General features: G+C 40.5%; 1 protein-coding gene. It reads left to right on the top strand.

From position 1 onward, the window contains the following. Positions 1-123: 123 nt before the first annotated feature. On the top strand, positions 124-607 hold a 484-nt coding region (locus IEY73_RS34715), incomplete at its 3' end, for a UvrD-helicase domain-containing protein (RefSeq protein WP_189083244.1).

The raw sequence follows: 607 nt of genomic DNA, 5'->3' as shown, positions 1-607 counted from the left end.
GATAAGCTCAACGCTATCAACTGGCAAGAATTAGGCTTTGTGTGCGATGGGCGTTTTTTGTTTTCGCAGCGCTCTTTAGAAAACGCTCTTTTGCCTAAAGACTTTTTCAATTAAGGATAAAACTTGTTAGAAACTTTGCAATTAAACCCTGAGCAACTAAAAGCGGCCAAGGCTTTGAAAGGGTATAATTTAGTGATTGCAAGCGCTGGCACAGGAAAGACTTCTACGATTGTGGGGCGCATTTTATACCTGCTTGATAACGGCATCAAGCCTGAAGAAATCTTGCTTTTGACTTTCACCAATAAAGCGAGTAATGAAATGATCGCTAGGGTGGCTAAATATTCCCAATCAAGCTCCAAAATTGAAGCGGGCACTTTCCATGCGGTGGCGTATCGCTATTTAAAAGAGCATTACCCCAATTTAAGCCTAAAGCAACCTAAAGAATTGAAAAAACTTTTAGAAAGCATTGTGGATACCAAAAACGCGCTAACAGATGACGATAAAAAGCCCTACACTTCGCAGCATCTCTACGCCCTCTATTCTCTTTATACCAACGCTCTAAAACAAGAAGATTTTAGCGCATGGCTTTCTAATAAAAACCCTGAAC

The sequence above is a fragment of the Mangrovihabitans endophyticus genome, assembly GCF_014646155.1.
Classification (GTDB): domain Bacteria; phylum Actinomycetota; class Actinomycetes; order Mycobacteriales; family Micromonosporaceae; genus Actinoplanes; species Actinoplanes endophyticus.
Note: the sequence above shows the minus strand (reverse complement) of the source record. Positions and strands in the feature narration are given on the sequence as shown.